This window comes from Pseudomonas sp. MWU12-2029 (assembly GCF_023242425.1).
Lineage (GTDB): Bacteria > Pseudomonadota > Gammaproteobacteria > Pseudomonadales > Pseudomonadaceae > Aquipseudomonas > Aquipseudomonas kribbensis.
Window position 1 is genome coordinate 251,929 of sequence record NZ_JALJDY010000002.1, and the last position, 26,341, is coordinate 278,269.

At 61.1% G+C, this 26,341-nt stretch carries 19 protein-coding genes; 6 read left to right on the plus strand and 13 right to left on the minus strand.

The features are described 5' to 3' along the window. From M5B44_RS06085 to glnE, 12 genes are all read right to left on the minus strand, one after another. Window positions 1–897, minus strand: a complete 897-nt coding sequence (locus M5B44_RS06085) for an antimicrobial resistance protein Mig-14 (protein ID WP_248738554.1) — start codon at window positions 895–897, stop codon at window positions 1–3. Beyond that, window positions 897–2,027 (minus strand): glycosyltransferase, encoded by a 1,131-nt coding sequence (locus M5B44_RS06090; RefSeq protein WP_248738555.1) that lies wholly within the window; start codon window positions 2,025–2,027, stop codon window positions 897–899. Before M5B44_RS06090 ends, M5B44_RS06085 begins: the two co-directional genes overlap by 1 nt. Beyond that, entirely contained in the window at window positions 2,011–3,768 is a 1,758-nt protein-coding gene (locus M5B44_RS06095) for a carbamoyltransferase (protein WP_007952261.1), read from the minus strand. The genes M5B44_RS06090 and M5B44_RS06095 overlap by 17 nt, the downstream gene beginning before the upstream one ends. Window positions 3,769–4,040: 272 nt before the next feature. Further along, window positions 4,041–4,376, minus strand: a complete 336-nt coding sequence (locus M5B44_RS06100) for a YceK/YidQ family lipoprotein (protein ID WP_248738556.1) — start codon at window positions 4,374–4,376, stop codon at window positions 4,041–4,043. Window positions 4,377–4,535: 159 nt separating this feature from the next. Further along, a complete protein-coding gene (locus M5B44_RS06105) occupies window positions 4,536–5,987 on the minus strand; it encodes a lipopolysaccharide kinase InaA family protein (RefSeq protein ID WP_248738557.1) in 1,452 nt (483 codons plus the stop codon). Further along, window positions 5,987–6,739, minus strand: a complete 753-nt coding sequence (locus M5B44_RS06110; protein ID WP_248738558.1) for a lipopolysaccharide kinase InaA family protein — start codon at window positions 6,737–6,739, stop codon at window positions 5,987–5,989. The genes M5B44_RS06105 and M5B44_RS06110 overlap by 1 nt, the downstream gene beginning before the upstream one ends. Beyond that, complete coding sequence (locus M5B44_RS06115) at window positions 6,736–7,470, minus strand: lipopolysaccharide kinase InaA family protein (protein ID WP_085711112.1); 735 nt, start codon at window positions 7,468–7,470, stop codon at window positions 6,736–6,738. The genes M5B44_RS06110 and M5B44_RS06115 overlap by 4 nt, the downstream gene beginning before the upstream one ends. Beyond that, window positions 7,470–8,276: a lipopolysaccharide core heptose(I) kinase RfaP gene (gene rfaP / locus M5B44_RS06120; protein ID WP_248738559.1), complete on the minus strand. Its 807-nt coding sequence runs from the start codon at window positions 8,274–8,276 to the stop codon at window positions 7,470–7,472. The genes M5B44_RS06115 and rfaP overlap by 1 nt, the downstream gene beginning before the upstream one ends. Next, entirely contained in the window at window positions 8,277–9,398 is a 1,122-nt protein-coding gene (locus M5B44_RS06125) for a glycosyltransferase family 4 protein (protein ID WP_248738560.1), read from the minus strand. Then, a complete protein-coding gene (gene waaC / locus M5B44_RS06130) occupies window positions 9,398–10,459 on the minus strand; it encodes a lipopolysaccharide heptosyltransferase I (protein ID WP_085711109.1) in 1,062 nt (353 codons plus the stop codon). Before waaC ends, M5B44_RS06125 begins: the two co-directional genes overlap by 1 nt. Before the next feature lies 1 nt (window position 10,460). Further along, complete coding sequence (gene waaF, locus M5B44_RS06135) at window positions 10,461–11,495, minus strand: lipopolysaccharide heptosyltransferase II (RefSeq protein ID WP_248738561.1); 1,035 nt, start codon at window positions 11,493–11,495, stop codon at window positions 10,461–10,463. 51 nt (window positions 11,496–11,546) lie between these two features. Beyond that, window positions 11,547–14,489 (minus strand): bifunctional [glutamate--ammonia ligase]-adenylyl-L-tyrosine phosphorylase/[glutamate--ammonia-ligase] adenylyltransferase, encoded by a 2,943-nt coding sequence (glnE, locus tag M5B44_RS06140; RefSeq protein ID WP_248738562.1) that lies wholly within the window; start codon window positions 14,487–14,489, stop codon window positions 11,547–11,549. Between the two features lie 384 nt (window positions 14,490–14,873). Here glnE and aceE point away from each other — a divergent pair, with 384 nt between their 5' ends. The 5 genes from aceE (at window position 14,874) to msrA (ending at window position 24,878) form a co-directional block, all read left to right on the plus strand. Beyond that, window positions 14,874–17,519, plus strand: coding sequence for a pyruvate dehydrogenase (acetyl-transferring), homodimeric type (gene aceE, locus M5B44_RS06145; protein ID WP_248738563.1), 2,646 nt, complete (start codon window positions 14,874–14,876; stop codon window positions 17,517–17,519). Between the two features lie 11 nt (window positions 17,520–17,530). After that, window positions 17,531–19,495, plus strand: coding sequence for a dihydrolipoyllysine-residue acetyltransferase (gene aceF / locus M5B44_RS06150; protein WP_248738564.1), 1,965 nt, complete (start codon window positions 17,531–17,533; stop codon window positions 19,493–19,495). Window positions 19,496–19,773: 278 nt separating this feature from the next. Then, window positions 19,774–21,171: an alkaline phosphatase D family protein gene (locus M5B44_RS06155; protein WP_248738565.1), complete on the plus strand. Its 1,398-nt coding sequence runs from the start codon at window positions 19,774–19,776 to the stop codon at window positions 21,169–21,171. Window positions 21,172–21,410: 239 nt separating this feature from the next. Further along, window positions 21,411–24,107 carry a putative bifunctional diguanylate cyclase/phosphodiesterase gene (locus M5B44_RS06160; RefSeq protein WP_114881165.1) on the plus strand — a complete coding sequence of 899 codons (2,697 nt, stop codon included), beginning with the start codon at window positions 21,411–21,413 and terminating at the stop codon, window positions 24,105–24,107. A gap of 105 nt (window positions 24,108–24,212) precedes the next feature. Next, window positions 24,213–24,878: a peptide-methionine (S)-S-oxide reductase MsrA gene (gene msrA / locus M5B44_RS06165; protein ID WP_085732613.1), complete on the plus strand. Its 666-nt coding sequence runs from the start codon at window positions 24,213–24,215 to the stop codon at window positions 24,876–24,878. A gap of 49 nt (window positions 24,879–24,927) precedes the next feature. On the opposite strand, the gene M5B44_RS06170 is transcribed toward msrA, so the two are convergent. Beyond that, window positions 24,928–25,767, minus strand: a complete 840-nt coding sequence (locus M5B44_RS06170) for a 23S rRNA (adenine(2030)-N(6))-methyltransferase RlmJ (protein ID WP_085711101.1) — start codon at window positions 25,765–25,767, stop codon at window positions 24,928–24,930. 122 nt (window positions 25,768–25,889) lie between these two features. Here M5B44_RS06170 and M5B44_RS06175 point away from each other — a divergent pair, with 122 nt between their 5' ends. Continuing rightward, complete coding sequence (locus tag M5B44_RS06175; RefSeq protein WP_248738566.1) at window positions 25,890–26,303, plus strand: hypothetical protein; 414 nt, start codon at window positions 25,890–25,892, stop codon at window positions 26,301–26,303. Window positions 26,304–26,341 lie beyond the last annotated feature (38 nt).

Here is a 26,341-nt window from a genome sequence, read left to right on the forward strand (position 1 = left end):
TCATACGGTGAAGACCGGCACAGGATTGCACCAGCGATCCTTGTATTCACGGTCGGCGCGACCGAAGGAAAAGCGCAGCGGCTTGTTCAGTGCCCGAGCGTGCTCCCAGGCACTTTGCGTATTGATGAAACTCAGGACGCTGCCGGGGCTGAATTCACGAGTTTCGGGATCGACGCCGCCGTTGATGTACTCGACGCTGATCCATTCCGGCGCTTCGACGCGGTACACCAGTTGAATCGCGATCGGTGCGTCGTTGAGGAAGATCACCGAACCGATCAACAGCTCACGCAGCAGTTCGATGACCTCGGCCATGCGTGCCGCGCCAGTGGCCGGAAAACCCCAGCGGCGCTGGAACAGGTCGCAGTAAATCGCGGCCAGTTCGGCACTCGTGAACTCGCTGACCGGCCGTACGACACCGCCCGCCTCTTCCAGCAGGCGCAGCTCGCGGCGCTGGTTGTAGCGAAACTTTTTCGACAGTTCTTCCGGGGTGCGGGCCATGGCCAGTTGCTCGGTCTGCAACTTGAGGCCGCTGAAGCGGTTCTCGTTGAGCGCCGACAGGTAACGCCCGCGATGGCGCAGCGGGGCCTGGGCATCGGCGGCGGCCGGCAGGATCAGTTCGGCGTTGCCGAGATCGAACAGGCCTTTCTTGCCGTTGCGCTTGAGCACGTCCTTGGACAAGGCCAGATCGCGGCCCCAGGTCGGGATCGCCGCTTTGACTTCGCCCTGCTGCTCCCAGGCCAGATAACGCACCGGAATGCCGGCCAGGTCCGCCAGCCGCTCGACGACCATGGGATGTGTCGCGACGCTGCCGCCAAATCGCTGCCAGGCCTGTGCATAAGTTGAGGCGTCAACGGGCGACCAGCCACGTTCGCGCCAGCCTTGAAATCGGTTGAGCATCAGCCCCTCGGTGCCAGATCGGTAACTTGCGGCAAATGCCAGAAGGTGTCGCGTACGGCGCGGTCGGAGAAGCGTTCGCGCAGGCGATCGAACATCATCTCGGCGCACTGACGGCGTTGCTGCTCGTCCATGCCGGCCAGATGCTTCAGGCCCTGGGCCAGATGTTCGGCATCGCCCAGCGGGAACAGAATGCCCACGCCTTCGACCACTTCCTTCGCCCCGCCGCACGCGGTCGCCAGCAACGGCACGCCGGCAGCCATGGCCTCCAGCAGCACCATGCCGAACGGTTCGTGGTCGGAGCTCAGGGCAAACACATCGAAAGCCCGGAAATAATTGCGCGCGTCCGGCACCTGACCGAGGAACAGCACACGATCACCGACACCCAGTTCGCGAGCCAGCGCCTTGAGTTCGTCCTCAAGACGGCCCTTGCCGAGAATCACCAGTTGGCTGTTGGCCGGCAGACCGGGCAGCGCCGCGGCAAAACCGTGCAGCAGCGTGGCCTGATCCTTGTCCGGGTGCAGGCGACCGACGTTGCCGACGATGAATGCGTCTGCAGAAAGACCCAGGGTCTCGCGGGCTTCACGGGCGGACACCTGACTCATCTGCAACGCCGATACATCGATGCGGTTGTAGAGGGTCTGGATGCGCGCCGCCGGCCATTTCGGCAGGCAACGACGCATGTCGTCGCGCACCGCGTCGGACACACCGAGCAGGCTCAGGCGCTTGCGGAAAATATGCGCAAACAATTTGCGCGAGCCGCGTTTGTAATCGCCAAACGCGTGGTGCACGCCAATCACCGGCAGCGAAGTGCCGAGCAAGGCGATGTAGATCGGCTTGAAGCGATGGGCAATGCAGAAACTGAAATTGCGTGAAGCGGCGATCTTGCGCAGATCGCCGATGGCGCCCAGCTTCAGGCCACGAATGGCCTTGGAGCTGTATTCCATGAACAACACTTCGTCGGAGGCGCAGGCCGCGGCCACCTCGCTATCGGCCGCCCCGGTCAGAAAGACCGTGGTGACCCGATAACCGGTGCCCGCGAACAGGCTGGCGTACTGCCGCGCGCAGTCGAGGAACGGCCCGTCATAGCCGTGACAGAACTGCAGCACATGGCGTTCAGCCGAGCGTGTCATAAGCGTTTGCGCCTTCTTTGACCACCAGGATGTCTTCCATGATCAGGTACTGCAGATCGGAGCCGAAGAACATGTTCAGGGCATCGGTCGGCGAGCAGATCATCGGTTCACCACGGCGGTTGAGCGAGGTGTTCAGGGACACGCCGTTGCCGGTCAGCACTTCCAGCGCCTTCATCATGTCGTAGTAGCGCGGGTTGTATTCGCGCTTGAGCACCTGGGCACGGGAAGTACCGTCTTCGTGGACGACTTCCGGCACGCGGGTCTTCCACTCTTCCGCCACTTCGAAAGTGAAGGTCATGAACGGCGCCGGGTGATCAATCTTGATCATCTGTGGCGCAACGGTGTCGAGCATCGACGGGCAGAAAGGCCTCCAGCGCTCGCGGAACTTGATCTGGTGGTTGATGCGGTCAGCCACGCCAGCCACGCTCGGGCAGCCGATGATCGAACGACCACCCAGTGCACGCGGACCGAACTCCATGCGGCCCTGGAACCAGGCTACCGGGTTGCCATCGACCATGATCTTGGCGATCTGCTCCGGCATGTTGTCGAGCTTGCGCCAGGTCGGCTTGTTCTCGTGACGGGCGCACGCGGCGATCACGTCTTCGTTGCTGTACGACGGGCCGAGGTAGACGTGTTCCATCTTCTCGACCGGCACGCCACGGGCGTTCGACACATAGGCCGCTGCGCCGACGGCGGTGCCGGCATCGCCGGAGGCAGGCTGTACGAACAGCTCCTTGACGTCGTCGCGGGCGATGATTTTCTGGTTGAGCTTGACGTTCAACGCACAGCCACCGGCGTAGGCCAGTTTGCCGGTTTCCTTGAGCACGTCGCCCAGGTAGTAGTCGATCATCTGCAGCGCGATTTTTTCGAACAGCGCCTGAATGCTGGCGGCGTAGTGGATGTACGGCTCATCGGCGATGTCACCTTCGCGCTTCGGACCCAGCCACTCGATCAGCTTCGGCGAGAAGTAGTAACCCTTGCCCTTCTCTTTGTAACGACGCAGGCCGATCACGTTGGCGTAGTCGGTGTTGATCACCAGCTCGCCGTTCTCGAACGAGGCCAGACGCGAGAAATCGTATTTGCTGGCGTCGCCGTACGGCGCCATGCCCATGACCTTGAACTCACCGTCCAGCATGTCGAAACCGAGGAACTCGGTGATCGCGCCGTACAGGCCGCCGAGGGAGTCCGGATCGAAGAATTCCTTGATCTTGTGGATCTTGCCGTTTTCGCCATAACCGAAGAAGGTCGTGGCGTACTCGCCCTTGCCGTCGATGCCGAGGATCGCGGTTTTCTCTTTGAAACCCGAGCAGTGGTAGGCGCTGGAAGCGTGGGCCAGGTGGTGTTCAACCGGTTCGATCTTGATTTTCTTCGGATCGAAGCCCAGTTGCTCCAGGCACCAGACGATCTTGTTGCGATAGCGCTTGTAGCGACGGTTGCCCATCAGGATCGCGTCGAGTGCACGGTCCGGGGCGTACCAGTAACGCTTGGCGTACTGCCAGCGGGCCTTGCCGAAAATGCTGATCGGGGCGAACGGAATCGCCACCACGTCAACGTCGGACGGCTTGATGCCGGCCTGCTCCAGGCAGAACTTCGCCGATTCGTAGGGCATGCGGTTCTTTGCATGTTTATCGCGTACGAAGCGCTCTTCCTCAGCCGCCGCGACCAGCTTGCCGTCGATGTACAGGGCTGCTGAAGGATCATGGCTAAGGGCGCCGGACAGGCCAAGAATCGTCAATGCCACAGGGGTCTAGCCTCTTTAGTCTGCATTCAGGCGCGATGCGCCTTGAAAAATGATGTGCCCTCGCACCGGGCGAGAGACAGCTAAAGGGCGGGATTATAGCTTAAAAGCGCCGACAAACCTCTAGCGGAACTGGCCGGCCGGTGCGTTGACGCATCAGAAGCTTCAACTTAGACTCCCCTGCAAATGGACTGGGAGATCCCGGTCGGCGTTGATGCCTCGGTGAGATCACCGGGGCTTTTCGCTTTCTGGAAGCCGCAAAAGTTTTAAAAGCCTCACCCACGGCTCGGCCGCCAATAAACACTGATATTCCCGTCCACCGCCTGGCGATAGATCGTATATGGCAGGAAAGCCGTGTCGAAGACGCCGGACAGGGTCAGGTCGAGCAGGACGACCGGCACCAGAATCCCGGTGGGATCGGGCGGCGCGTGCAGCAGGCAGAAGTCGTGGGCAAGACCGCTGTAAATGCGCGGAATGGACTGGCAGTAGGTCTTCTGCTTGCGCAGGCCGCGCGTGGCGTCTTCGTCGTCCTGCAACACGGTGACGGCAGTGCCACAGCCAGATAGAGCCAGGGAAAATGCGCCGATAGCGATAGTTATTTTGATGGTCAAGATTTGCCCTCCGGGAACGTCGGGGCAAACTAGCATCGGGGCTTTGAGGGGGGCAGTTCATGGGTTCCGGGAAGGCTGTAGGACAAGTCACAAGGATCTGTCGCCACATGCCTTGCCCGATTTTCATTGCAGAAACGTCTTACGCGCTTGCGAAAATAATCACGCAGCGGCCGATGCATCCTTGGGCAAACGCTGATCAATCACCTGATACAGCGCACTGCTCTCGGGCCAGTTGCGCATGAACCGCGCACGATCCCGGGCATAGGCCGGAGCAAAGCTGCCCGCCGAGCCGTGCTGACACATCGAATCCAGGTCGATCAGCGCCCAGCGATCCTCATGCCAGAACAGGTTGTGGCCCTTGAAGTCGCCATGGCTGATGCGCTCGGCAATCAACCGCGCAAACAGCTGATCCAGTGCCTGCAACTCGGCTTCCGGCGCTTCACCGCTTTCAACATACGGCGCAAAACGCTCGATGATGTCCGGCCCGGCCAGGTACTCGGTGATCAGGTACGCCTTGCTGCGCAGCCAGAAAAACCGCGTCTCCAGCACCGCCAATGGCTTTGGTGTAGCGATACCGAGAAATGCCAGGCGATTGCCTTCTCGCCACGAATGCCAGGCACGACTCGGGCGCCAGAAGCGCTTGAGCCAGTGGGCAAAATTCTTGATGTTGTAACGTTTGATCACCAGCGGCCGTCCGGCCACTTCGACCTTGCCGACGCTGGCTGCGCCGCCGGTCTTGTACAGGTGCCCCTGATCGAGCAAGGCATCGGCCTGCTCCAGCACCGGCAGCATCGCGGGCTCTTCTTCGCGACGGATCGACCGCAGGCCAAAGGCTCCACGTCGCACGCTGAACAACGTGCATTCGCGACCGACCTTGATCAGGAAATCCTTCAGCCGCCAGGCGCGCACCTTGTCGATCTGCTTCTGCAAGGCTTCCAGCGGCAGTGCGTGCTCACTGTTGCTCAGCAGGTAATACACCAGCAATTCTTCGGTGAACGGTTCCAGCGACTTGGGCAACTGGGCGAAAAACACCCCGAGATTTTCCAGCACTTTCTGCCGGGATAACGGCTGGCCGGCAGTTTCCACACAGATGCCGGCGCCATCGATCAGGTACAACTGCCCGCCGTGACGCAGCAGGTTGTCCAGGTGCAGGTCTTCCTGCCACAGGCCTTTGCCGTGCAACTGGCCAATGGCACCGAGCGCTTCGGCCAGCACCGCCGATTGCTCGTCCGCCAGCACCGGCAAGGATTCAACCTTGTTCCAGGCGTCGCCCAGGCTTTCGGCGCCTTCGAGGAATTCGAACAGCAGCCAGCCACCCTCGCCGTCCTTCAGGCCGTCAGCCAGCAGCAACGGCGTGGTCATGCCCTGGGCGGCGAGCAGTTTCACGCCCTCCAGCTCACGCTGAAAATGCCGTGCCGCCTTGCTGCCGACCAACAGTTTGGCCAGCACCGGACGCCCGCGCCATACGCCAGCACCAACATAACGCTGCCCCGGCAATACCCGCAACAGACTGAGCAATTGCAGATCGGCCGGCCCCGCCGCATCGGCCAGCGAAACCGTCAGCGGCAGGCTCGGCGTGCGTCCGGCGTGTTTCAGGTCGGACAACTGCATCAGCGGGTCTCCTTGCGACTGCGCCGCGCGGTCAACCGCGTGACCCAGCTATCGACCAGCGAGTCGTCGACCGACTGATCGAGATACGCCGCCAGCAACTCGCGCAACTGGGCATCAGTCCACTCCGGAGCTCGACGCAACAGTGGCTCCAGATCCTTGACCCGATCACGCTGACCGAACAGCAGAGGGCGAGTCTTTTCCAGATCGATCAGTTGCGCCTGATAACCGGCGCCTTCGGCCCGCAGGAAAATATGCTTCGGATAGAAGCAACCATGGACCTGACGTACACCGTGCAGGAGCCGCGCCAGTTGGCCGCAGGCCTTGAGGATTGCCGATTGCTGCGATGCATCAAGGTCCGACCAGCGCTGCAGCAGCGAATCCAGATCATCCCAACCGTCGAGGGCTCGGGTCAGCAGGATCGCGCGCACTTCGCCGTTGACCTTGCGCTGGCCGAAAAACGCCGCCTGCAATGCGGGAATACCGAGCTGGTTATAACGGCTGATGTTGCGAAACTCCCGGGCAAACGTCGGCTCGCCAAACGGCGCATGCAACGTGCGGGTCAGGTAATTGCTCTGGCGCTTGAGGTAGTAACCATGACCTTCGAGTTCGAGGCGAAACACACTGCTCCAGCCGCCACCGTCGGTGTTCGGCTCATCCACCGCTTCGAGCTGCTTGGCCCACAGCGCATCGAACGTGCCGAGACCGTAACGCTCCAGCAGCGCACGGTCTTCAGCGGCGAGAAAATCAGTCATTCGCGTCCCTCGAAAAATCTCACCACGTGACGAATCCGTTTTTTGTCGGCGGCATTGAGCCGGTCACGCTGGCGGTATTGCAGGTAGAAGCGCAGACGCTGGGTGTTCGACAGGTGATATTTGGCAACCTTGTCGAGACAGGCCAGGTCCTTGGTGATCCGGTACTTGAGCCAGAAACCGCGCCAGAAATCGCCGTTCGGGCAGTCGATGAGAAACAGCTGCGCCTGATCGTCGATCAGCAGGTTGCGCCATTTCAGATCGTTATGGGTAAAGCGATGATCGTGCATCGTCCGGGTATAGACGGCCAGTTGCCGGCTGATGGCGTCGACCCAGCTGTGATTGCGCAGCTTGGGATCGTTGCGTTCGGCCAGTGCCGAGAGGTCCTCGGTACGCGGCAGCTCACGGGTAATCATCGCCCCGCGGTCGTAGGCCATGCCGTTGCGCTCCAGCCCCCAGGCCACCACTTCGGCAGTGGGAATGCCCCACTTGGCGAAACGCTTGAGGTTCTGCCACTCCATCTTTACCCGCGGCTTGCCGAGATAGCGGCGCAAGCCCTTGCCGGCGCCGGAGTAGCGTTTGACGTAATAGTTGACGCCGTTGCGCTGCACACGGATGACTTCGGACAGCGGATCGCGGGTCAGGCGCTCGCCTTCCAGCGCGAATACCGCTTCAAGGCTGCCAAAATCCGCTGCGAGGTCGCTGTATCCGGGTTCAAGGTTCCAACCCGCCATCAGAGCGCATCCCCGTATCGCTGCTTGCGCTCGTAGAGCTTGTTGGCCTTGCCTTCGAGCCAGCTCAGCAACGACGCTTCTTCAGCCAGAATCTGGCGCAGCGGTTGCTGGAAATAGCCCTTGAGGAAGCGCAGCTTGTCGCGGCGGGTCAGGCCGATGTCCAGCGCAGAAAAGTACAGCGCCGCCAGATCCTTGTTGCGCCAGCGCTGGGTGATCGCCGGACGGGTCTGGGCACGATGCAGGTCGATCACCGAGAGTTTGAAATCTTCCGGAGTGACCGGTTTGTCGATGTGCAGCAGGAAGTGGCAGATGTAGCAGTCGCGGTGGTTGACCCCGGCGCGGTGCATCATGCCGGTCATGCGTGCAACTTCGGCGATCAGCGCGCGCTTGAGTTTCGGCTGCGGCGGCTGCTTGACCCAGTCGATGCTGAAGTCTTCAAGGCTGATGGTCGGCGCCAGCTCTTCGGTGACGATGAACGAATGCTGATCCGCCGGATTGCTGCCCTTCTCGCCGTAGGCAACGGCGGTCATGGTCGGAACGCCGACTTCCTGCAGACGCTGGATAGCCTTCCACTCCTGACCCGCGCCGAGCACCGGCAGCTTGGCGGTCAGCAGGTTCTTGAAAATCTCGCCCCAACCGATGCCACGGTGGATCTTGACGAAAAATCCGTTGCCGTCGACTTCCGTGCGCAAAGTCCTGCGGGCTTCCAGCTCGCGGTACACCTCGCCCTGCAAGCCCTCGACTTCCGCGAACGCATCGCGGCCGGCCCAGAGGCTCTTGAACGGTTCAGCCAGCATCAACTTCATTTATGCGTGCTCCGCCAGAATCACATCGGCCGCGTGCTGCGGCATGCTGTAGAGGTCGGCCGTCTCGGCGAAAGCCAGACCGTTGCGGCTCCAGGCCGCCCGTGCAGCGTCGTCGTGCAGCATGTCGGTCAGGTATTGCGTCAGTTGCGCCTGATCGAACGGTTCGTCCAGCACGCGCCCGGCATCAGCCTCGGCAATGTAATGGGCGTAACCGCAGACCGCGCTGACCAGCACCGGCAACCCGGCGACCAGTGCTTCAAGCAGCACCGTACCGGTGTTTTCGTTGTACGCCGGGTGGATCAACAGATCGGCGCCGAGCAGGAAGCGCGGAATATCGCTGCGCCCCTTGAGGAACGTCACGTTGTCGCCCAGACCCAAAGTTGCACTCTGCATCTGGAACAATTTGGGGTCATCCTGGCCGATTACAAACAGCCGGGTGCGTTTCTTCAGTTCGGCGGGCAATGCGGCCAGCGCTTTCAGGCTGCGATCGACACCCTTGGTCTTGAACCCGGAACCGATCTGCACCAGCAGCAGTTCGTCGTCCCTCAGATTGAATTCAGCGCGGAAACCAGCGCGAATCTCGTCCGCATCCGCCGGACGCCGACGATCCTGGGCGATGCCCGGCGGCAGCAGGTGGAAGCGCTCCAGCGGCGTGTCGTAATGCTTGATGAATAGCGGCTGCTGCACTTCGGAAATCATCAATACTTCGGTCTTCGCGTCTTTGGCGAACACTGCGCGCTCGTATTCGGCGAAGTGGCGATAGCGGCCCCAGCGACGGTACAGCGAGTTGCGCAGGTTCTGCGCCTTGTCCTCGAAGCAGCCGTCGGCGGCGTAGTAGACGTCCAGCCCCGGCATCTTGTTGAAGCCGATCAGGCGATCCACCGGGCGCTTGGCCAGGTCCGCTTCCATCCATGCGCTGAGCTTTTCGTTGCGGCGGTGATTGAAGAACGCCTTGACCGGCGCCACCAGCACTTCGAAACCGGGCGGCACGTCGCCTTCCCAGATCAGGGTGTAGACGCGGATCTGGTGGCCACGCTTCTGGCATTCGAGGGCGATGCGCATGAAATCGCGCTGCAAGCCACCGAACGGGAAATATTTGTAAAGGACAAATGCCAATTGCATCAACGCAGCTCCTCAGCCATCAACAACGTGCTCAGTCGGCTGGCGACACGCTCGGGATTCAGACGCGTGAAGCACAAAGGCAACTCGCGTTTCAGGTCAAACTGACGGGCATCCTGCGCGGTCGGTTGATACGTACATTTCTTTTGCAGGCACGGCGCACACGGGAAGTCGCTGCCGAGATGAATCTGCAGCTTGCCGTAGGCGCCGGTCAGGCCCGGATTGGTCGGGCCGAACAGTGAAATCGTCGGCACGTCCAGTGCCGCAGCGAGATGGCCGAGCCCGGTGTCCACCGCAACGCAGGCCTGGGCGCCGGCCAGCACCTTGCCGACCCCGGCCAGGTTCAGCTTCGGCAGGACTTCGGCGTGCTTGAAACCGGCGGCGATGCGCTCGGCCCGGGCCTTCTCCAGCGGGTTACCCCACGGCAGCTTGATCCCGACGCCGAGGTAGCCGACCCGTTCGGTCAGCTCGCGCCAATAGCTTTCCGGCCAGTGCTTGGTGTCCCAGGTGGTGCCATGCAGGAACACCACGTAGGCATTCTTGCGCGGCAATTCGACCAGACGCTCGACATTGAGGCCGTAATCGCCCAGGCCCTTGGGCAAGTCATAACCCAATGCAATCGCGAACAACTGACGCACGCGCTCAACGGCGTGCTGCCCTCGGGCCACCGCCAGTTTACGGTCATAAAAACGCGCGGCGATCGGCTCGCGGGCCGAGCCCTTGTCGAGGCCGGCCACCGGCGCTTTGACGTAGCGAGTCAGCCAGGCGCTTTTCAGCAGGCCTTGAGCATCGATCACCAGGTCATATTTGTTCGCCCGAACGGATTGCTTGAAGCGTTTCCACTCGCCGCTGGTGATGGTTTTCCAGAGGTTCTTGCGCCAGCGGCGGATCGCCACCGGAATCACCTTGCCCACGGCCGGGTGCCAGGTCGGGATTTCGGCAAAGCCTTCTTCCACCACCCAGTCGAACTTGATCCCGGGGATGGCCCGGGCCGCGTCGGTCAGCGCCGGCAACGCGTGAATCACGTCGCCCAGCGATGAAGTCTTGATCAGCAATACCCGCAACTTAATGAACCTCGACCACGGAGCCCTGCAAACGCTGCAAGGCATCGTTGACCGCGTCCGGCATCAGCTGGCGCAGGCAGTTGTAATGGCCGAAACGGCAGGTCCGGTCAAAGCAAGGGCTGCAATCGAGGCCCAGGCGGACGATTTCCACATGCTCGGCCAACGGCGGGGTGAAGCCCGGCGAGGTCGAACCGTAGACCGCCACCAACGGACGGTTCAGCGCTGCAGCAACGTGCATCAGACCGGAGTCGTTGGAGACCACAGAGTCCGCACAAGACATCAGGTCGATGGCTTCGGCCAGCGAAGTGCCGCCGCTGAGGTTCACGGACTCTTCGCGCAGGCCCGGAATCAGGCGCGCTCGAATGTCTTCGCCCACCGCGTGATCGTTCTTCGAGCCGAACAGCCAGACCTGCCAGCCTTCGCGAATGCGCGCCTCGGCGACCTTGGCGTAATGCTCGGACGGCCAGCGCTTGGCTTCACCGAATTCCGCGCCGGGACACAACACCAGCACCGGACGATCCAGGGTCAGGCCGAACTTGGCCAGCGCCGCCTCGCGGGTGACCGGGTCGATCTGCAGGGTCGGGCGCGGATAGGGTTTCGGCAGTTCGGCGTTCGGCTCGTAGGCCAGCGCCATGAAACGCTCGATCATCAGCGGATAACGTTCTTTATCCAGCGTGCGCACGTCATTGAGCAGGCCGTAGCGGAATTCGCCGCGCCAGCCGGTGCGTTTCGGGATGCCGGCGAAGAACGGCACCAGCGCGGATTTGAGCGAGTTCGGCAGCAGGATCGCCTGGTCGTACTGGCCGGCCAGGGATTTGCCGATCCGCCGGCGGGTTGCCAGCTCCAGCGCGCCGTGGCCGAGCGGGAAGCTCAAGGCCTTGCGCACTTCGGGCATGCGCTCGAGGATCGGCCGGCTCCACTCGGGGGCCAGCACGTCGATTTCGCACTGCGGGTGGCGCTGCTTGAGACACTGAAACAGTGTCTGCGCCATCACCATGTCACCGACCCAACTGGGCCCAACGATCAGAATATTCATGTGGTTTCCATAAACGAACCGGGGAGGCCTTACGCCTCCCCGTCTCGAGAATCAGCTTAGCCCCAGCTCTCGCCAGATCCGCATCACCTGCCGCCGTTCGTCCGCGAACTGGTCGCCCGGTATCACGCCGGCGTCCTTCTGCAAGGCCTGCCGGTGGGCGGCGGAACGATAGGCCTTGTAGGCCTCGCGCAACAGGCTGGCGTCTTCGACGGGCATCAGCCCTTCGTGTTCCAGCTCTTCCAGAATGCGGATATTGTCCGTCCAGCGCAGCAGCGGCGGGTGGCTTTGCGACCACGCCAGGGCCGCGTATTGCACCATAAATTCAATATCGACGATACCTCCGGCGTCCTGCTTGAGGTCGAACGGCGCCGCAGCGTCGAAGGCATTCGCCCCGGTACCGGCGGAGGTGCTCTTGCTCCCGAGGTTGTCGCGCATCTTCGCGCGCATCTCGCTCACTTCCTGTTGCAACGTCGCCAGATCCCGCGCCTTGCCCAGTACCTGGGCCCGGACTTTCTCGAACGCCTGGCCAACATCCTGACTGCCCACCAGCACCCGCGCCCGCACCAACGCCTGATGCTCCCATGTCCAGGCTTCATTTTCTTGATAGCGGGCGAACGCGCCGAGCGAACTCACCAACAGCCCGGACGCACCGGACGGCCGCAGGCGCATGTCCACTTCATACAACTGGCCGGAGTTGGTCTGCGCCGTCAGCAGGTGAATGATCCGCTGACCGAGCCGGGTAAAGAACTGCGCACCATCAATCGGTTTCGCTCCGTCGGTTTCCGCCTGTGGATCGCCGTCGTGGATGAACACCAGATCCAGGTCCGAACCATGCCCCAACTCGATCCCGCCGACTTTCCCATAACCGACAATGATGAAGCCGGGATCGCACAACGTGCCGTCGGTGCGCAGCGGCGTGCCGTACTTGGCCACGGTCTGACGCCAGGCCAGGGCCAGCACTTGTTCCAGAATCGCCTCGGCGAGCCAGGTCAGGTAATCGCTGACTTTCATCAACGGCAGGCTGCCGGCGATTTCCGAGGCGGCGACGCGCAAGCGGTGCGCCAGTTTGAAATGGCGCAGGGCCTCCATCTGCTGTTCGAGGTCGTCTTCCGGGATCCGGGTCAGGCGCTCGCGCAATTCAGCGGCCAGTTCTGGCGCCAGCGGTGGTTTGAACAGACGGCCTTCGTTGAGCAATTCATCGAGCAGCAGCGGGAAACGGGTGATCTGCTCGGCGATCCACGGGCTCGCGGCGCACAGCGTCAGCAAGCGACGCAGCGCGCCGGGGTTTTCCGTCAGCAACACTAAATAAGCCGAACGGCGGGCCACCGCCTCGACCAATGGAAGAACCCGTTCAAGTACCAGATCCGGGTTGTCGTGCTCTACTGCCTGAGCGAGCAGGCGCGGAATAAAGGCGTCGAGGCGTTCACGCCCCAAACGCTGCATCGCCCGCAATTGCGGGCTGCTGCGCAGGCCGGCCAGCGCTTTCAAGGCTTTGGTGGCGTCGGCGAAACCGCCCTCTTCCAGTTGGCGGCAGGCGGCTTCTTCGTCCTGCGCCTCTTCCCACAGCGGCAGCCATTCACCGCCGACCACCACTTCGCAATCGGCGCCCTCTTCTTCATCGGGGTCTGCGATCACTTGTGCAAAGTGCCAGGCCACCCGGCCACGCCAGAACATCAGCTTTTCATGGAAGGCGTCCCAATCGGCGAAACCCAGCATGAAGGCGATGCGCGCCTGATCCTGCGCAGTGTCCGGGAGCATCTGGGTCTGACGGTCGGCAATCGCCTGGATCGCGTGCTCGGTGTAGCGCAGGAATTCGTAACCTTCACGCAGCTCGCTGATCACCGCCGGCGGCAGATAGCCCTGCCCTTCAAGCGTGCCCAGCACCTTTAATAGAGGACGCTGCTGCAGGCTCAGATCGCGACCACCGTGAATCAATTGAAAGGCCTGGGCGATGAACTCGACTTCACGAATGCCGCCGGAGCCCAGCTTGATATTGTCGGCCATGCCCTTGCGCCGGACTTCCTGCTGGATCAACTGCTTCATGGTGCGCAGCGCTTCGATCGCCGAGAAGTCCAGATAGCGCCGGTAAACGAACGGCCGCAGCATGTCGAGCAACTGCGCGCCCGCCACCTGATCGCCCGCAACGACTCGCGCCTTGATCATCGCGTAGCGTTCCCAGTCGCGGCCCTGATCCTGGTAATACTGCTCCAGCGCATTGAAGCTCAGCACCAGCGCGCCGGACGAGCCGTACGGACGCAGGCGCATGTCGACGCGGAACACGAAGCCGTCGACGGTCATCGGGTCGAGGGCCTTGATCAGGCGTTGGCCGAGGCGGATGAAAAATTCCTGATTATCCAGCGCGCGCTTCACGCCGACGGTTTCGCCGCCCTCGGGGTAGGCGAAGATCAGGTCGATGTCCGAAGAAAGGTTCAGCTCGACCGCGCCGAGCTTGCCCATGCCGAGGATGACCATTTGCTGCGGTTCGCCGCTGCGCCGGCCGGTCGGCGTGCCGAATTGCTGGCAATGGCGGCTGTACAGCCATTGATAGGCCTGGTCGATGCTGGCGTCGGCCATGTCGGAAAGGTCACGGCAGGTCTGCACCAGATCGGCCTGGCGGGTCAGGTCGCGCCAGATGATCCGCACCTGATGCCGGGCACGCTGGCGACGCAGGACGCGGCCCAGCTCGTCTTCTGTTTGTGCAGTGTTCACTGCAGCGGCGATCTGCCCGCACAGCTCGCCGGGGGCGAACGGCCGGTCGAGTTCGCCGGACTGCACCAGCGACAGCAACATCAAAGGGTCACGAACACTCTGTTCAATCACGAAATCGCTGGCGCCAGTGACGCGGGCGAACTGCGCCCAGCGCTCCGGAGTCCAGGTGGAGAAGCCGTGATCGCCTTCGGTCAATCCGCCGACGGCCGTACGGAACGACTGCTCGGATCGGCTGACCAACGGCAGGAGAATGGCGGGCAGTTCGGCAAGCGCGGGCAGGGTCATGGTCTATCCTTGATCGGCGTGTAAATGGCCGCTTGTAGTGATGATTGAAAAACCGCTACGCGAAGGACTGTCGAACAAAAGTGAGAAATAGCTGAAATTTGTTTTTCTTTGGCAGCCAGCATCAAACTTTCACCTTTTTCGGATGGCTAAAGACCAACCTTAACGATTATTCTCACAACGCAGTCGGAGGCCACAAGCCTTTCATCTGTAGTTTTACTACTCGTCTATACATTCGAAAGGCTGAAATGCCGGATGATTTGTAGTAAAACTACACGCCGCCGGAACAACCTGTCGGCAATCCAAGAATTTTAAATCGTCTGCCCACAAGGCCAGTCGCAAACTCAGGCAACCGATTCTGGAAGCCTTTCCGCCCTGGAGCAAGCCATGCAAGACCTCGATCCCGTCGAAACCCAGGAATGGCTGGACGCCCTGGAATCGGTTCTCGACAAAGAAGGCGAAGACCGTGCTCACTATCTGATGACCCGTATGGGCGAACTCGCGACCCGCAGCGGCTCGCAACTGCCTTACGCCATCACCACGCCTTACCGCAACACCATCCCGGTTACCCACGAAGCACGCATGCCTGGCGACCTGTTCATGGAACGCCGCATTCGCTCGCTGGTACGCTGGAACGCGATGGCCATGGTAATGCGTACGAACCTGAAAGATTCTGACCTGGGCGGTCACATCTCCAGCTTCGCCTCCAGCGCAACCCTGTACGACATCGGCTTCAACTACTTCTTCCAGGCCCCGACCGACGAACACGGCGGCGACCTGATCTACTTCCAGGGTCACACCTCGCCAGGCGTCTACGCCCGTGCGTTCATGGAAGGCCGCATTTCCGAAGACCAGATGAACAACTTCCGTCAGGAAGTCGACGGTCAGGGCCTGTCGTCCTACCCGCACCCTTGGCTGATGCCTGACTTCTGGCAGTTCCCGACCGTTTCGATGGGTCTGGGCCCGATCCAGGCGATCTACCAGGCTCGCTTCATGAAGTACCTGGAACACCGCGGTTTCATCCAGCCGGGCAAACAGAAAGTCTGGTGCTTCCTGGGCGACGGCGAGTGCGACGAGCCGGAATCCCTGGGCGCGATCTCCCTGGCCGGCCGCGAGAAGCTGGACAACCTGATCTTCGTCATCAACTGCAACCTGCAGCGCCTCGACGGCCCGGTTCGCGGCAACGGCAAGATCATCCAGGAACTCGAAGGCGTGTTCCGCGGTGCTCAGTGGAACGTGACCAAAGTCATCTGGGGCCGTTTCTGGGACCCACTGCTGGCCAAAGACGTCGACGGCATCCTGCAACGTCGCATGGACGAAGTCATCGACGGCGAGTACCAGAACTACAAAGCCAAAGACGGCGCGTTCGTGCGTGAACACTTCTTCAACACGCCTGAACTCAAGGCGATGGTTGCCGACCTGTCCGACGACGAGATCTGGAAACTCAACCGTGGCGGCCACGACCCGTACAAGGTCTACGCGGCGTACCACGAAGCGGTCAACCACAAGGAACAGCCGACCGTCATTCTGGCCAAGACCATCAAGGGTTACGGTACCGGTGCGGGCGAAGCGAAGAACACCGCGCACAACACCAAGAAAGTCGACGTCGACAGCCTGAAGCTGTTCCGCGACCGCTTCGACATCCCGGTGAAAGACGAAGAGCTGGAAAACCTGCCGTTCTTCAAGCCTGAGCCGAACAGCGCCGAAGCCCGTTACCTGGCCGAGCGTCGCACTGCACTGGGCGGTTTCGTGCCTCAGCGTCGCGCACAGAGCTTCAGCGTTCCGACCCCGGATCTGGATACCCTCAAGGCAATCCTCGACGGTTCCGGCGACCGTGAAATTTCCACCACCATGGCCTTCGTGCGGATCCTCGCGCAACTGGTCAAGGACAAGGAAATCGGCCCGCGCATCGTTCCGATCATCCCGGACGAAGCCCGTACTTTCGGTATGGAAGGCATGTTCCGTCAGCTGGGCATCTACTCGTCCGTCGGCCAGCTCTACGAGCCAGTCGATAAAGACCAGGTGATGTTCTACAAGGAAGACCAGAAAGGTCAGATCCTTGAAGAAGGCATCAACGAAGCAGGCGCCATGAGTTCCTTCATCGCCGCCGGTACTTCGTACTCCAGCCACAACCAGCCAATGCTGCCGTTCTACATCTTCTACTCGATGTTCGGCTTCCAGCGTATCGGCGACCTGGCCTGGGCTGCCGGCGACAGCCGCACCCGTGGCTTCCTGATCGGCGGCACCGCCGGCCGTACCACCCTGAACGGTGAAGGCCTGCAGCACGAAGACGGTCACAGCCACCTGCTGGCTGCCACCATCCCGAACTGCCGCACCTACGATCCGACCTACGGCTACGAGCTGGCGGTGATCATTCAGGACGGCATGAAGAAGATGACCGAAGAGCAACAGGACATCTTCTATTACATCACCGTGATGAACGAGTCGTACCAGCAGCCAGCCATGCCGGCCGGTGCCGAAGAAGGCATCAAGAAAGGCATGTACCTGCTCGAAGAAGACACCCGCGATGCGGCGCACCACGTTCAGCTGATGGGCTCCGGCACCATCCTGCGTGAAGTCCGTGAAGCGGCGAAGATCCTGCGTGAAGAGTTCAACATCGGCGCCGATGTGTGGAGCGTCACCAGCTTCAACGAACTGCGTCGCGACGGCCTGGCCGTAGAGCGCAGCAACCGTCTGAAACCAGGCCAGAAGCCTAAGCGCAGCTACGTCGAAGAGTGCCTGAGCGGCCGTAAAGGTCCGGTCATTGCCTCTACCGACTACATGAAACTGTTCGCCGAGCAGATCCGTCAGTGGGTACCGTCCAAGGAATTCAAAGTCCTGGGCACCGACGGTTTCGGCCGCAGCGACAGCCGCAAGAAACTGCGTCATTTCTTCGAAGTCGACCGTCATTTCGTGGTGTTGGCAGCCCTGGAAGCACTGGCTGACCGTGGCGATATCGAACCTAAAGTCGTGGCCGAGGCCATTACCAGGTTCGGCATCGACCCGGAAAAACGCAACCCACTGGACTGCTGAGGAGAAACTCTGTGAGCGAACTCATTCGCGTACCTGACATCGGCAGCGGTGAAGGTGAAGTAATCGAACTGTTTGTGAAGGTCGGCGACCGTATCGAAGCCGACCAGAGCATCCTGACTCTGGAATCGGACAAGGCCAGCATGGAAGTGCCGGCCCCGAAGGCCGGCGTCATCAAGAGCCTGAAAGTGAAGCTGGGCGATCGCCTGAAAGAAGGTGACGAACTGCTGGAGCTGGAAGTCGAGGGCGCCGCGCAAGCGGCCCCAGCGCCTGCCGCTGCGCCGGCTGCAAAAGCTGAAGCCAAACCGGCTGCCGCTCCTGCTGCTGCCGCGCCAGCCGCTGCCCCTGCTGCCGCTTCGGTTCAGCAAGTGCACGTGCCGGACATCGGTTCGTCGGGCAAGGCCCAGATCATCGAGATCCAGGTCAAGGTCGGCGACAAGGTCGAGGCTGATCAGTCGCTGATCACCCTGGAATCCGACAAGGCGAGCATGGAAATCCCGTCGCCTGCCGCTGGCGTGGTCAAGGCCATCAGCGTCAAGTTGAATGACGAAGTCGGCACCGGCGACCTGATCCTGGATCTGGAAGTGGCGGGTGCTGCGGCCCCTGCGGCTGCCGCTCCGGCCCAGGCTGCCGCTCCAGCCGCTGCCGCTGCGCCGGCTCCGGCTGCTGCACCTGCCGCACCGGTTGCCGACAGCGTTCAGGACATCCACGTTCCGGACATCGGTTCGGCCGGCAAGGCCAAGATCATCGAAGTGTTGGTCAAGGCTGGCGACAGCGTTGAAGCCGACCAGTCGCTGATCACCCTGGAATCCGACAAGGCGAGCATGGAAATCCCGTCGCCTGCCGCTGGCGTGGTGGAAAGCATTTCCATCAAGCTGGACGACGAAGTCGGCACCGGCGATCTGATCCTCAAGCTGAAAGTCAAAGGCGCCGCTCCGGCTGCTGCCCCGGCTCCAGCTGCCGCTGCTGCTCCGAGTGCTCCGGCGCCAGCCGCTGCTGTTCCGGCGGCCGCTGCACCTGCTGCTGCCGCTCCGGTTGCCGCTCCAGCCAAGCCTGGTGCGAAAGTTCACGCCGGCCCGGCCGTGCGTCAACTGGCTCGCGAATTCGGCGTCGAGCTGAGCGCTGTCGGCGCCAGCGGTCCGCACGGTCGCATCCTGAAAGAAGACGTGCAGACTTACGTCAAAGCCATGATGCAGAAGGCCAAGGAAGCTCCGGCCGCTGCGGCTGGCGCAACCGGTGGCGCGGGCATCCCGCCGATTCCGGTCGTCGACTTCAGCCGCTTCGGCGAAATCGAAGAAGTGCCGATGACCCGCCTGATGCAGGTCGGCGCCGCCAACCTGCACCGCAGCTGGCTGAACGTGCCGCACGTGACGCAATTCGACTCGGCGGATATCACCGAGCTGGAAGCGTTCCGTAACGCACAGAAAGCTGTCGCAGAGAAGGCCGGCGTCAAGCTGACCATCCTGCCGTTGCTGCTCAAGTCCTGCGCACACCTGCTCAAGGAACTGCCGGACTTCAACAGCTCGCTGGCTCCAAGCGGCAAGGCGATCATCCGCAAGAAATACGTGAACATCGGCTTCGCCGTCGACACCCCGGATGGCCTGCTGGTACCGGTCATCAAGAACGTCGACCAGAAGAGCCTGCTGCAACTGGCCGCCGAGGCCGCTTCCCTGGCTGAAAAGGCCCGGACCAAGAAGCTCTCGTCGGACGAGATGCAAGGCGCCTGCTTCACCATTTCCAGCCTCGGCCACATTGGCGGCACCGGCTTCACGCCGATCGTCAACGCGCCGGAAGTGGCGATCCTCGGTGTTTCCAAGGCAACCATCCAGCCAGTCTGGGACGGCAAAGCCTTCCAGCCGAAACTGATGCTGCCACTGTCGCTGTCCTACGATCACCGTGTGATCAACGGCGCCGCTGCTGCACGCTTCACCAAGCGTCTGAGCGATCTGCTGGCGGACATCCGCACCATCCTGCTGTAAAGCGCTCGGCCCTCCGGCAACGGAGGGCCGACTGCGTTCCACGTTTTCGAGCGCCACACGCTCGTACCTCAACCCCGTCAGTTTGGCGGGGCTTTTTTTTGCCTGAAATAACTCGCACCCATACTTTTCCTACAACTTGCGCTGATATAAGCCACGAATCCAGTCGAATTCCTATCGATATTTTTTATCGCAAGACAACTAATCTCCCCCAACAAAGTTAACTAAATAACTTTGCCACTCTCGAACACAACTTCTTGATAACTCGAATGGATTCGAACATGTTAAAACCCACTGTCGGCCCTATTATCGGCCACACAACAACTAATCACGCACGCATATTCATACGCGGAGAGCAACAGGAAAACACCAGGGTCTTTGCAGGCATTCGTTACCGAAAGTCTGGAAAAGAACAATGGATAAAAAGCATCTTTGCGACTTTAAGTGTCTTGCACGACATGTCCACCGTATTCGCAATAAACAACTTGTGCGCCGATACCGAATACGAGTATCAGACCGGGTGGTTCAGCCCGATGAGCCCGGTACATACCGTAGAAAGCGTCGCTGAACTGCCACTGCAATGGCCACGAGAGGTCTACCGTCTGCGCACCCGCTCAAGCGAGGCAAAGCAAGACCGGGCCTACATTGTCGGCTCCTGCCGCTACCTGCGAATGACCGCCGGCAAGCCGTCTTCCCCCCAATCGGGCGACCGGATTTTCGCCTCTATCAACCAATTGATCGAAGGCAGCCAGCCTCCGGTCAGTGCAGCACTGATGACCGGAGACCAGATCTATGTCGATGACTTGAATATCATTGCGCCCGATCGCGAATACCAGGACATTCTGAAGAAGTATCGTGCGGCGTTTTCTCAGCCAAACATCCAGCGTTTGATGTCTGGACTATCAACCTACATGATCCTCGATGATCATGAGATTGAAGACAACTGGCCGGCCAATGCCGGAAAAAACGACCATGAGTTATATCGCAACGCCATGGCAGCCTACGAGTTATATCAAGCCAGTCACAGCCCCGTACATCCACTGGATACTAACGGACAAGTCAAACGCTCATCACTGGATCATTACTGGTATCAGTTCAGCGACGGTGATATCGAATGGTTTGTGACCGACAGTCGAACTCGCCGCAACTTGTCATCGACTGACCGGCGCATTCTCGATGAAGAACAGGAGCAGGCATTGTGCAAGTGGCTGATCGAAAGTCCGGCGCGGGTCAAGTTCGTGGTCACCAGCGTCATGTTCTATCCCGATCGCAAGGCTCACGGCGACGATGCCTGGAAAGCCTTCCCGGAGCAAAGGCTGCGCTTGCTGGAAGTCATTCGCACCCACCGGATCTTGAATGTCATCTTCGTCAGCGGCGATGTCCATGGCTCTCTGACCTCACGCCTCACGCATACTGAAGACTCCGATTTCGAAGTGCACACCATCGTCTCTTCGCCACTGTGCAACAGCAAATTGCTGCCATATGCCAAGGCTTCCACATTCATCCTCGATCAGCCTCTGGCCCGCACCGCAGACGGCGAATACCAACACGAGCTGACCAGCCAGGTCGTCAGCGAGGACAACTTCGCGCACCTGGTGGTTGGGACCGGGCGGATCCAGGTCAACTATCACGACCGCGATGGCAGACGCCTGCAATCCATCGATATTCCGTTGAGATAAAAACCAGCGGCACGACCGTTCCGGATGCCGAAAGGCTCTGGAACGGCACTTTCCCGGCGATCGCGCATTACTTTCCGCCACCCGCTGGAGAAATGCCCGCCGCAGCCGACATATTCTTATAGCACTTGGCCTTCATGTCTCTTGTCAGTCGGTGCCGCAATGATGCAACCTTGCCGCAGGCAACAGTAAAGAGGGCGAGAGCCCGGCGCGTTCAGCAAATTTCCAAGCGAGTTCCCTTCATGAAGAGCCAACCCGATGCCGCCAGCCGTATGGCGGCCGAGGTAGTGACGCAGTTGCCTGTGCCCTCGCGGCTCGGCATGCTGCGTTTCGAGCGCCTGAATGAAGCCAGTTGGGCGATGCTGTTTCTCGATCCCAACTGCGAACGCCAGTTCGGCCAGCCCGCCGTCGAACTCTGCGCCCTGGTCGGTTCGCCCTACGCCAGCCTGATGGAGCCCGAAGCGCGCTATCAGTTGCACGACGCGATCCAGCAGCAACTCGGCCAAAGCCCGCATTACCTGGTGCGCTACACCCTGCACACCGCCGCCGGCGCCCTGAGCATTCTCGAACTCGGTGAAGCCTACAAACAGCACAACCGTCATTTGCTGCGCGGCTACCTGCTGGCGGTCGACGACGTATTTGACGAGGCACCAGCGCTGCCGTCCGTCGACCTGGAAACCCAGAACTCGCGCCTGCAAATCGCCCTTGAGCTCAACCAGCGCGCCCAGCAGGAACAACTGCAGCACCTGGAGCGGGTGCGCGCCCAGCAGGATCTGATCCTGTTGCTGGCCCGCCAGCGCTACAGCAGCCAGAACTCCCTGCAAGAAGCCGCCGAACTGATCACCCGCTGCGCCTGCGATATCTACGAAATCGACTGCGCCAGCCTGTGGAACCTCGAAGGCCAAAAACTGGTGCCGATCTCGGCCTACCACCGCGCCACCCAGGAATACATCCTGCCGGACGTGATCGACGTCAGCGGTTTCCCCGATTACATGGAAGCGCTGCACGGCAGTCGCGCCATCGACGCGCACAACGCGATGCGCGACCCGCGTACCCGGGAAATGGCCGAAGCCCTGCGCCCCCGTGACGTCAACGCCATGCTCGACGCCAGCATCCGTGTCGATGGCCAAGTGGTCGGCGTGCTGTGCCTGGAGCAGACCGGCGTCACCCGCGCCTGGCAGTCCGACGAAATCGCCTTTGCCGGCGAGCTGGCCGACCAGTTCGCCCAGGTCATCAACAATCACAACCGCCGCACCGCCACCAGCGCCCTGCACCTGTTCCAGCGTGCGGTCGAGCAAAGTGCCAACGCCTTTTTGCTGGTCAATTGCGACGGCGTGGTCGAATACGTCAACCCGAGCTTCACCGCGATCACCCAGTACACCACCGAGGAAGTCCACGGCCAGCGCCTGTCGGAACTGCCGGCCCTGGAAAACCTCAGCGAGCTGCTGTTCGACGCCCCCTCCGCGCTGGCCAAGAGCAACAGCTGGCAGGGCGAATTCAAGAGCCGGCGCAAAAACCTCGAACCGTACTGGGGCCAGTTGTCGATCTCCAAGGTTTATGGCGACAACCGTGAGCTGACGCACTACATCGGCATCTACGAAGACATCACCCAGACCAAACTGGCGCAGCAGCGCATCGAGCGTCTGGCGTACACCGATAACCTGACCAACCTCGGTAATCGGCCTGCATTTATCCGCAATCTGGACGAACGCTTCGCCCGAGACAGCGATACCCCGATCAGCCTGCTGCTGGTGGACATCGACAACTTCAAGCGGATCAACGACAGCCTAGGTCACCAGACCGGCGACAAGTTGCTGATCAGCCTGGCCCGACGCCTGCGCAACAGCCTGAGCCCGAGCGGTAGCCTGGCGCGGTTCGCCAGTAACGAATTCGCGGTGTTGCTCGACAACACTGACCTTGAGGCCGGCCAACAGATCGCCAGCCAGTTGCTGATGACTCTCGACAAACCGATGTTCGTCGATAACCAGTTGATCAGCGTCACCGGCTCCGTGGGCCTGGCCTGCGCGCCGCTGCACGGCCGCGACCCGCAGACCCTGATGCGTAACGCCGGCCTCGCCCTGCACAAGGCCAAGGCCAACGGCAAACACCAGGTGCAGGTGTTCACCGAGGCGCTGAACGCCGAGGCCAGCTACAAACTGTTCGTCGAGAACAACCTGCGCCGGGCCCTGACCCAGAACGAGCTGGACGTGTTCTACCAGCCGAAGCTGTGCCTGCGCAGCGGTCGGTTGCTGGGCATGGAAGCGCTGCTGCGCTGGAATCACCCGGAGCGCGGCATGATCCGCCCGGACCAGTTCATCAGCGTCGCCGAGGAAACCGGCCTGATCATTCCGATCGGCAAGTGGATCGCCCGCCAGGCCTGCCGCATGAGCAAAGCGCTGACCGCCGCCGGCATGGGCAACCTGCAAGTGGCGATCAACCTGTCGCCCAAGCAGTTCTCCGACCCGGACCTGGTGGCCTCCATCGCCAACATCCTCAAGGAAGAAGCGCTGCCGGCCAATCTGCTGGAGCTGGAGCTGACCGAAGGCCTGCTGCTGGAAGCCACCGAAGACACCCACTTGCAGCTCGACCAGCTCAAGCGCCTGGGCCTGACCCTGGCCATGGACGACTTCGGCACCGGCTACTCGTCGCTCAGCTACCTGAAGAAATTCCCGATCGACATCATCAAGATCGATCGCAGCTTCATCCATGAAATCCCGGACAACCAGGACGACATGGAAATCACCTCCGCCGTGATCGCCATGGCCCACAACCTGAAACTCAAGGTCGTGGCCGAAGGCATCGAGACCGCCGAACAACTGGCATTCCTGCGCCGCCACCGCTGCGACGTCGGCCAGGGCTACCTGTTCGACCGGCCGATTCCGGGCGGCGAGCTGATCCAGGCGCTCAAGCGCTACCCGCGCGGCCCGCTCTGCCTGTAACCCACCGGGCACTATCCGCACACTTTGCCTGGTGATTAACTTGGCATCATTGGGCACACTGGTGGTCTGCTTATTTACATCCCATCCTGACTGAGAGGAACGATCATGGTTCTGCGCTCGGAAATTCTGGTGAACAAAAACGTGCTACCGACTAAAGAACAAGCTCTGCCCGGCCGTGAAACCCCGATGGCCCTGCCTGAAAAACACTTTGTTTTCACCGAAACGCCGTTGCTGGGCCCGTTCTTTCAGGACGTCGACTTCGCGATTTTCGGTCTGGGTTGCTTCTGGGGTGCGGAACGCCGCTTCTGGCAGCGCGAAGGCGTGGTCAGCACCGTGGTCGGTTACGCCGGCGGTTACACGCCGAACCCGACCTACGAAGAAGTCTGCTCGGGCCTGACCGGCCACGCTGAAGTGGTTCTGGTGGTGTATGACAAGGCCAAGGTCAGCTACGAAGAGCTGCTGGCGATGTTCTGGGAATTGCATAACCCGACCCAGGGCATGCGTCAGGGCAACGACATCGGCACCCAGTACCGTTCGGTGATCTACGCGACCCACCCGGAGCAACTGGATGCGGCGCTGAAGAGCAAGGCCGTGTATCAGGCCGAGCTGTCGAAGGCGGGTCTGGGTGAAATCAGCACCGAGATTGAACAGGCCCCGACCGTTTACTTCGCCGAGACTTATCACCAGCAGTATCTGGCGAAAAATCCGGAAGGCTACTGCGGGATTGGCGGCACTGGCGTTTGCATGCCACCGAGCCTGGCAGGTAACTAAGCCCGCCCTGATCGCTCCCGCGCTTGGCGTGGGAGCGATTGACGGTTGATCAGCTCTCGGCGATCAACCAGTCCATCTGCCACCCACCCTGGGTCTGCCCAAGCTTCTTGGACAACCACGGCAGCAGCTCGCGCAATTCTTCCTCCAGCCCCCATGGCGGATTGGCAATCGCCAGCCCGGAACCGTTCAGGCTGTTCGGCGTGTCCAGCGGATGCACCAGCAGTTCGACCCGCAGCAACTTCGGCGCACCGGTGCCGGCCAGATCCTGATAGAAACGACGCAATGCGCGCTGATCCTTTACCGGATACCAGATCGCCGCCACAGTCTGGCGCATGCGCGAGATCGCCTCTTTCAAGGACGCCGCGCAACGCTGCATCTCGTCGAGTTTCTCGAACGGCGGGTCGATCAGCATCACCGCACGCTTCTCGGCCACCGGCAGCAACGCCCGCGCCACATGCCAACCCTCACCCAGATGCACGGCCACACGACGGTCGCCCTTCATGTTGTCCTTGAGCAGCACGCCGTCTTCCGGGTGCTTCTCGTTGAGCAACACCCGATCCTGGGAACGGGTCAGACGCCGCGCCAGCTCCGGCGAACCCGGGTAATAGCGCAACTGGCCGTCCGGGTTCATCTCGTGCAGCACGTTCATGTAGTCGGCGGTCAGTGCCGGCAGATCCGGCTGATCCCACAACCGCGCGATGCCTTCCAGGTACTCGCCGGTACGGTTGGCCTGATCGCCCTGCAGGTCATACAGACCGATGCCGGCGTGGCTGTCGAGATAGGCAAACGGCTGCTCCTTGCGCGACATCAGGGCGATGAGGCGGGTCAAGGTCAGGTGTTTGAACACATCGGCGTGATTGCCGGCATGGAAGGCGTGACGATAATTCATGGCTGCTCCTGCGAGGGCCGTGAAGTTTACCTTTTACCGGGCGGCAAGTCAGGGGTTGGGGGCTGAGTGGGCGTTCCCGGCGTTACACTGGCCGCAACCACCTGACAGGAAGTCTGAAAATCATGTACCGCCGGATCATTGCCCTCCTGTGCCTGCCGGGCTCATTACACGCCTTCGCTGGTGAAGACCACACCGAACAGGCACGCCAGAATCTCAAGAACTACGGCTTGAGCCACTGCATCCTGGCGCCATTCAAAGAACAGTCCGCACTGGAAAAAGACATCAAACTGTCCGCCGGAGCCTACTCGTTCATGGGCAAAGGCCTGCACACCGTTGTTCAGAATGAGGACACGCTGCAAGTCGTGCACGATCCTTACAAGGAAACCGAAAACTACGTGCTCGCTGCCTACGATCAGACACCCTCGGCCAGCCAGCACTCGAATCGGAAAGTTGTGTTTTACGCGTGCCTTGAAGTTTACAACTCCCAGGCTTTCGACAGTTTCATCAAGACCCAGGACGCTTACATCTCGGAATGATCACCCAACGGGAGAGGTTTCGTTCGAGCAATCCTTTG

Bases quoted from the DNA above. Each gene is read 5' to 3' on its own strand.
- M5B44_RS06085 (WP_248738554.1), bottom strand. From the start codon at position 897: ATGCTCAACCGATTTCAAGGCTGGCGCGAACGTGGCTGGTCGCCCGTT.
- M5B44_RS06090 (WP_248738555.1), bottom strand. From the start codon at position 2,027: ATGACACGCTCGGCTGAACGCCATGTGCTGCAGTTCTGTCACGGCTAT.
- M5B44_RS06105 (WP_248738557.1), bottom strand. From the start codon at position 5,987: ATGCAGTTGTCCGACCTGAAACACGCCGGACGCACGCCGAGCCTGCCG.
- M5B44_RS06110 (WP_248738558.1), bottom strand. From the start codon at position 6,739: ATGACTGATTTTCTCGCCGCTGAAGACCGTGCGCTGCTGGAGCGTTAC.
- M5B44_RS06115 (WP_085711112.1), bottom strand. From the start codon at position 7,470: ATGGCGGGTTGGAACCTTGAACCCGGATACAGCGACCTCGCAGCGGAT.
- rfaP (WP_248738559.1), bottom strand. From the start codon at position 8,276: ATGAAGTTGATGCTGGCTGAACCGTTCAAGAGCCTCTGGGCCGGCCGC.
- M5B44_RS06125 (WP_248738560.1), bottom strand. From the start codon at position 9,398: ATGCAATTGGCATTTGTCCTTTACAAATATTTCCCGTTCGGTGGCTTG.
- waaF (WP_248738561.1), bottom strand. From the start codon at position 11,495: ATGAATATTCTGATCGTTGGGCCCAGTTGGGTCGGTGACATGGTGATG.
- glnE (WP_248738562.1), bottom strand. From the start codon at position 14,489: ATGACCCTGCCCGCGCTTGCCGAACTGCCCGCCATTCTCCTGCCGTTG.
- aceE (WP_248738563.1), top strand. From the start codon at position 14,874: ATGCAAGACCTCGATCCCGTCGAAACCCAGGAATGGCTGGACGCCCTG.
- M5B44_RS06155 (WP_248738565.1), top strand. From the start codon at position 19,774: ATGTTAAAACCCACTGTCGGCCCTATTATCGGCCACACAACAACTAAT.
- M5B44_RS06160 (WP_114881165.1), top strand. From the start codon at position 21,411: ATGAAGAGCCAACCCGATGCCGCCAGCCGTATGGCGGCCGAGGTAGTG.
- msrA (WP_085732613.1), top strand. From the start codon at position 24,213: ATGGTTCTGCGCTCGGAAATTCTGGTGAACAAAAACGTGCTACCGACT.
- M5B44_RS06170 (WP_085711101.1), bottom strand. From the start codon at position 25,767: ATGAATTATCGTCACGCCTTCCATGCCGGCAATCACGCCGATGTGTTC.
- M5B44_RS06175 (WP_248738566.1), top strand. From the start codon at position 25,890: ATGTACCGCCGGATCATTGCCCTCCTGTGCCTGCCGGGCTCATTACAC.